The organism is Methylobacterium bullatum (assembly GCF_014845095.1).
GTDB lineage: Bacteria > Pseudomonadota > Alphaproteobacteria > Rhizobiales > Beijerinckiaceae > Methylobacterium > Methylobacterium bullatum.
In genome coordinates this window covers 24,039-30,153 of sequence record NZ_NKUG01000057.1, presented here as the reverse complement: position 1 = coordinate 30,153, position 6,115 = coordinate 24,039, and the positions used below count along the sequence as shown (strand labels likewise).

6 protein-coding genes are annotated in these 6,115 nt (G+C 67.1%); 1 reads left to right on the top strand and 5 read right to left on the bottom strand.

Translation table 11 applies throughout. The features are described from left to right. Together MBTS_RS08970 and MBTS_RS08965 are read right to left on the bottom strand one after the other, a co-directional pair. The coding region (locus MBTS_RS08970; protein ID WP_192215455.1) for a glycosyltransferase at positions 1 to 538 on the bottom strand (538 nt) is incomplete at its 3' end. Then, positions 535 to 1,701 carry an FtsW/RodA/SpoVE family cell cycle protein gene (locus MBTS_RS08965; RefSeq protein ID WP_018041921.1) on the bottom strand — a complete coding sequence of 389 codons (1,167 nt, stop codon included), beginning with the start codon at positions 1,699 to 1,701 and terminating at the stop codon, positions 535 to 537. The genes MBTS_RS08965 and MBTS_RS08970, both read right to left, overlap by 4 nt. A 488-nt stretch (positions 1,702 to 2,189) precedes the next feature. Here MBTS_RS08965 and MBTS_RS08960 point away from each other — a divergent pair, with 488 nt between their 5' ends. Then, positions 2,190 to 3,881 carry a methyl-accepting chemotaxis protein gene (locus tag MBTS_RS08960; RefSeq protein WP_056147904.1) on the top strand — a complete coding sequence of 564 codons (1,692 nt, stop codon included), beginning with the start codon at positions 2,190 to 2,192 and terminating at the stop codon, positions 3,879 to 3,881. A gap of 75 nt (positions 3,882 to 3,956) precedes the next feature. Here MBTS_RS08960 and MBTS_RS08955 read toward each other — a convergent pair whose 3' ends face one another. The 3 genes from MBTS_RS08955 to MBTS_RS08945 all read right to left on the bottom strand — a co-directional run bounded on the left by MBTS_RS08955 (position 3,957) and on the right by MBTS_RS08945 (position 6,072). Continuing rightward, positions 3,957 to 4,178 (bottom strand): hypothetical protein, encoded by a 222-nt coding sequence (locus tag MBTS_RS08955; RefSeq protein ID WP_056147507.1) that lies wholly within the window; start codon positions 4,176 to 4,178, stop codon positions 3,957 to 3,959. A gap of 595 nt (positions 4,179 to 4,773) precedes the next feature. Beyond that, a complete protein-coding gene (locus tag MBTS_RS08950) occupies positions 4,774 to 5,010 on the bottom strand; it encodes a hypothetical protein (RefSeq protein WP_192215454.1) in 237 nt (78 codons plus the stop codon). 75 nt (positions 5,011 to 5,085) lie between these two features. Further along, positions 5,086 to 6,072, bottom strand: a complete 987-nt coding sequence (locus tag MBTS_RS08945) for a CobW family GTP-binding protein (protein WP_192215453.1) — start codon at positions 6,070 to 6,072, stop codon at positions 5,086 to 5,088. Positions 6,073 to 6,115: the final 43 nt, after the last annotated feature.

The following is a 6,115-nucleotide window of genomic DNA, read 5'->3' as shown; positions in this document are numbered from 1 at the left end:
ATCCCCTGCGCCCCGCCGTGAGCACGGCGGGGCGCAGGGGATTGCCGGTATGGGTGCGCGGGGCCGTGGCCTTCGGGGGGATGCCGCGCACTTGCCTGAAACCGGTGGCGATGGCGCGCGCGCCCCGCGCCAGGAAGGCGTTGGCGCGCCCCATCACGGCGTTCTGCTCGTGCAGGACCGTCGGCACCCGTAGGATCTGCCCGGCGAGAACCGGCGGCACCGTGGGATAGCCGCCGAAGCCCACGATGGCGGCCGGGTCGATGCGCCGGATCTCGCGCGCCGCCACGCCGAAGCCGCGCCCGAGGGTGAGGAGCGCCCCCGCCCGCTTGACGATGGAGCGGCCGGACGGGGTCGCCGAGGCGATGGTGACGATCTCGGAAGCCGGAAACTCGCCGGCGATGGAATCGACGCGGGCGTCGGTGGCGAGCACCACGCGCACACCCCGCGCGCGCAGGGCATGGGCGAGGCTCTCGGCCGGGAAGAGGTGGCCGCCCGTGCCGCCGGCACAGAGCAGGATGGTGGCTGTCCGCACGGTCACCGCATCACTCCGGCGACCGTGGCGGGCGCGGTGCCCGGGGGCTTCTGGCTCAGGGTCGACATGCGCGGCCGCTTGCGGGTGAGCGCCACGAGGAAGCCCATGCCGAGCGCCAGGGAGATCAGCGAGGAGCCGCCATAGGAGACGAAGGGGAGGGTCATGCCCTTGGCCGGCATCAGCCGCACGTTCACCGCCATGTTGATGCAGGCCTGCAGGCCGAACAGGGTGGTCAGCCCGGTGATGGCCAGGCGCGAGAAGGTGTCGTCGGTGCGTCGCGCCAGCTTCAGCCCGCGCATGACGATATAGGCGAAGAGGCAGACGAGGCCGAGGCAGACGAGGACGCCGAATTCCTCGCCGGTCACCGAGAAGATGAAGTCGGTATGGGCGTCGGGCAGGTGGCGCTTGGCGACGCCCTCCCCCGGGCCGGTGCCGAACCAGCCGCCGGAATTGAACGATTCGCGCGCCCAGTATTCCTGGAAGCTGTCGCCGGAATCCTTGTCGAGGAAGCGGGTGATGCGCTCGCGCACGTGGTGCAGGAACTGGTAGGCGACGCCGACGCCGACGAGGCCGGCCACGCCGAGGCCGGCGACCCAGAACCAGTGCAGGCCCGCCACGAAGAAGAGCGAGCACCAGACGATGGTGATCAGCATGGTCTGGCCGAAATCCGGTTGCAGGATCAGCGGCACGATGGTGACGGGCAGGAGCAGGATCGCCAGCAGGCCGCCGGGCATGTCGCGGCGCTGCGCACCCTCGGAGAAGGCCCAGGCGGCGACGACCACGAAGGCGGGCTTCACGAATTCCGAGGGCTGCAGGCCGAAGGGGCCGAACTGGATCCAGCGATGCGCGCCCTTGATCTCCGGCCCGAACTTGCCGGCGAGGATGCAGAGGGTGACGCCGACGATCCAGGTGGCCAGGGCCACGCGCCGGATATGGCGCAGGGACAGGAACGACACCGCGACGATGATGAGGATCGTCGGGGCGAGGTACATCGCCTGCCGGTTGAGGAAGTGGAAGGTCGGCAGGCCGATCTTCTCGGCCACCGGCGGTCCGCCGCCCATGAGGAAGACGAGGCCGGCCACCATCAGGGCGGTGAGGCCGGCAAGCAGGCCGCGATCGACGGTCCACCACCAGTCGGTCAGGGGCGTGCGTTCCGCGCGGGACATCATGGGGCGTCGCTCTCCGTGAGCCTTACGGCGCCCGGAACGAGCAGCCGACAGCCGCCGGCAGCGTCAAGCCGGCTCGGATTCGATCCTGTGCCGGAATGGTAAACCAATCCTTGCGTTCGCCTCGTTCCGTCAACGGGCATGGCCGGCCGAGATCATCGGCATCGAAGGCCGCCCCCGCCGGCGAAGTCCATCGTCCCCGAGACGATGCGGCAGGTCACGAGGATCGAATGCCTCGGCGCCCGGCGGATCATCGGTGGTTGCTCGGGATTGCACTTGAATCCAGCGCCCGGATGCGATCCCACGCCGCTCGTTGTCTTAGCATCGGTCGTAATATACGGTAAAATACGGGATCAATACGATGTATTGCTGAACATTACCGACAGCATGCATCAAACATGATACATAGTAATTCAATTAATACTTCCTTATGACATTCTCTTGCAAGATGTCAGCATCCGTTCACACCTCCCCCTTTGGGTATCGGTTCGATGAAGTCGTTCAACAACCTCAGCCTTCTGGTCAAGATCATCATCCCGCTGGTCCTGACGGCTGCGATCTCTGCGGGGCTCGTGGCCTACGCGCGCTATTCCATGGGCCGGATCGCCGACCAGACGCAGGAGATCGTGAAGATCCAGTCCGCCCGGCAGAACCATGCCCTGACCCTGCAGATCGGCGTCACCGAAGCGACGGTTCAGAACCGCAACATCCTGCTGGAACAGGATGCCAAGAAAATGGACGGCTACAAGGTCAGGCAGGATGCGGCCATCAAATCGGCGCGGGACGCCCAGGCCGGCCTCGCGAAATTGGCCGACACGCCGGAACGCGTGGCGCGGAACGCGACAATGCGGGACGCCCTGGACGCCTACTTCGCCATCCTGGCCCGCTCGACGGAAGCCGGACTGAAGAACGACCTGCAGAGGGGAACGGACATCGCGCAGAAGGAGGCAGCCCCCCTTCGTGCGAAGTTGCGCGAACATATCTCGGAGCGGATCGCGGTGATCGACAAGGAGCTGAAGGAAGGCGCCGACCACGCGGATCAGATTGCCGCGTCGGCGTCGCTTCTGCTGATCACGTCCGCCACGAGCGGTCTCCTGTCGGCCATGGCGATCGCCGGCGCCATCGTCGTGCTGGGGGTTTCCCGTCCGGTGAAGGGCATGACGGCTTCCATGAGCCGGCTCGCCTCGGGTGATCTCGACGTGACCGTCGAGGGCACCGAGCGCAAGGACGAGATCGGCCTGCTCGCACGCGCCCTGGAGGTGTTCAAACGCAATGCCATCGACGCGCGCCGGATGGCGGGGGAGCAGGCGGCGGAGAACCAGGCCAAGATGCGCCGGGCCGACGCCCTCAGCGACCTGACCGCCCGGTTCGAGGCCAATGTCTCGGCCCTGACCCAGGGGCTGGCGGGCGCCGCCACCGAAATGGAGGCCACCGCCCAGTCCCTGTCGGCGACCGCCGACCAGTCGATCCAGCAGGCCTCCACGGTGGCGAGCGCGGCGGAGGAGACTTCCGCCAACGTCCATACGGTCGCCGCCGCCAGCGAGGAGATGTCCGCGTCGATCCAGGAAATCGTGACCCAGGCGACCCAATCCTCCGACATGGCCCAACAGGCCGTGGCCGAAACCCGCCGGACCGAGGCCAACGTGAAGAAGCTGACCGAGGTCGCCGACAGCATCACCGATGTCGTGGCCATGATCTCGACCATCGCCGGCCAGACCAACCTGCTCGCCCTGAACGCGACCATCGAGGCGGCGCGCGCGGGCGAGGCGGGGCGCGGCTTCGCGGTGGTCGCCACGGAGGTGAAGGAACTCGCCGGGCAGACGGCCAGGGCCACCGAGGACATCCGGACCAAGATCGGCGAGATCCAGGGCGCGACCGGCGAGGTCGTGTCCGACATCACCCGCATCGGCAAGTCCATCACCGACATGTCGGCCTATTCCAACGGCATCGCCGCCGCGATGGAGCAGCAGGGAGCCGCCACCCGCGAGATCGCCCGCAACGTGCAGGAAGCCGCGCAAGGCACCCAGGAGGTGACGAGCAACATCTCGAACGTCCGTATCGGAGCGAGTTCGACCGGGGCCGCCGCGACCCAGGTGCTCGGCGCGGCGAGGGAATTGTCGCGCTACTCCGAGAACCTCGGCCACGAAGTGTCGGCGTTCCTGGCCGGGGTGAAGGCCGCCTGACCTCCTTCGACCTCGGGCCTCCGACACATCGCAGGCTTCAGGTAGCAGAACCGGTAGAGGGTTCTGCGAACCCGCTCACCGCCGCATCGACTTGAACCCGCAGGTCGAGCCGTTGTCGCGGTAGCCGGCGGGACAACGGCGGACGCAGGCGCCGGCCGCGAATTTCAGCGGCGGGCGGCAGGCATTGCGGACGCTCCGCGGCCGGAACTCGTAATCCTGCGCCGGACCGGCCATCGCAACCGTGGGAATGGACACCGCGAACAGAAGAACGGTGAAGCAGGCAAGGCGCAGGATCATCGCGGTTCCGATCGAGAAGGGTTCAGCAACTCGCCGCTACCTTGGCGACTGGGTCAAGACTGTTCGGACGAGATGGCCGAGCGTGATCCGGCGTGGAGAATCGCTCTCATCCGACAGATCGCATAGAGTCTGGTTGGGGTGTTTTTCCAAGGCCTTACCTCATCCTGAGGTGCCGCGGAGCGGCCTCGAAGGAGCCTTCCAGGGATCGCGCGGCAACTGGAGGGCTCCTTCGAGGCCTCCGCTACGCTCCGGCACCTCAGGATGAGGTGGTCTGCTGGGATGATCGACTTTGGCAGGAGCATCCGCTGAGAAATCAGATCGAAGAGGCCCTCAGTCGCTCATGCGCTGAAAGCTGCAATAGCCGAGACCGCTGTCGCGATAGCCGGCCGGGCATTCCCGGACGCAGGCACCGGCCGCAAGCTTAAGCGGCGGCTCGCACATGCTGCGGAACCGCTCTTCTTGGCTCGCGGATTGCGCCGTTCCCCGGGGAGCGGACAGTGCAGGGGTACCGAGTGGCAAGAAGACCGCCAGGAGTGCCCATCGGGCAAAGGACACCGTCATCGGCGGTTCCGTCCGAGAGACGAGCGGACGGATCTCAGCGGTTCATGTTCTTGAAGCGGCAATAGCCCCGACCGGTATCGCGATAGCCGGCGGGGCACCGCTTGACGCAGGCCCCGGCCGCGAATTTCAGCGGCGGCTTGCACATCCCGCCGAAGCGCTTCTCGCGATCCAGGGAATATTTCGCCGCCCCCGGTGTGGAGAGCGCCACGCTTCCCAAGGGAACCGCCACCGTCAGCGCGAGGAGGGAGGCGAAGGCGAAGCGCAAGGTCATCGGGACATCCGGGCGAAAAGGAGACGGGCGGACAATGCGCCCGCCCCCGATCGGTTCGATTCCGGACGAGGCCCGTCAGGCCGCCTTGCAATCGTAGAATCCTTCGCGGATCGCCTGCGGATCGAGCTTGCGGCCGATGAAGACCACGCGGGAGACGCGGGCCTCGCCGTCCTTCCACGGCCCCTGGAGGTCGCCGTCGAGGATCTGGTGGACGCCCTGGAAGACGAAGCGCTGGGGCTCGTTCGGGAAGGCGACGATGCCCTTGCAGCGCAGGATGTCCGGCCCCTGGACCTGGGTCAGGGTCGAGATCCAGGGCATGAACTTCTCGGGGTCCACCGGGCCGTCGATCCTGGCCGAGACCGACTGCATCTCGTCGTCATGGTGATGGTGGTGGCCCTCTTCGAGGAAGTCCGGCTCGATATCGAGGATGCGCGAGAGGTCGAAGGCGTTGCGGTCCAGCACCTGGTCGAGGGCGACGTCGCAGCGGCTGGTGCGGTGGACCTTGGCATAGGGGTTGATGGAGCGGATCAGGCCCTCGACGCGGTCGAGGTCGGCGGGCTCCACGAGGTCGGCCTTGTTGAGCAGGATCACGTCCGCGAAGGCGATCTGGTTCTTGGCCTCGGGCGCGTCCTTGAGCCGGTCGGCGAGCCACTTGGCGTCGGCCACCGTCACCACCGCGTCGAGGCGGGCGGCGGCGCCCACATCCTCGTCGATGAAGAAGGTCTGGGCCACGGGCGCCGGGTCGGCGAGGCCGGTGGTCTCCACGATGATCGCGTCGAACTTGCCGCGCCGTTTCACGAGGCCGTCCATGATGCGGATGAGGTCGCCGCGCACGGTGCAGCAGACGCAGCCGTTGTTCATCTCGAACACTTCCTCGTCGGCGCCGATGACGAGGTCGTTGTCGATGCCGATCTCGCCGAACTCGTTGACGATGACGGCGTAGCGCTTGCCGTGGTTCTCGGTGAGGATGCGGTTGAGCAGCGTGGTCTTGCCGGCTCCGAGATAGCCGGTGAGCACGGTCACGGGGATTTTTTGCGAGGCGGTGGTCGGGCTGTCGGACATGCGAGGCTCTTCGGGTTCGCGGGGGGGGCCGCGTCAGCTGTAT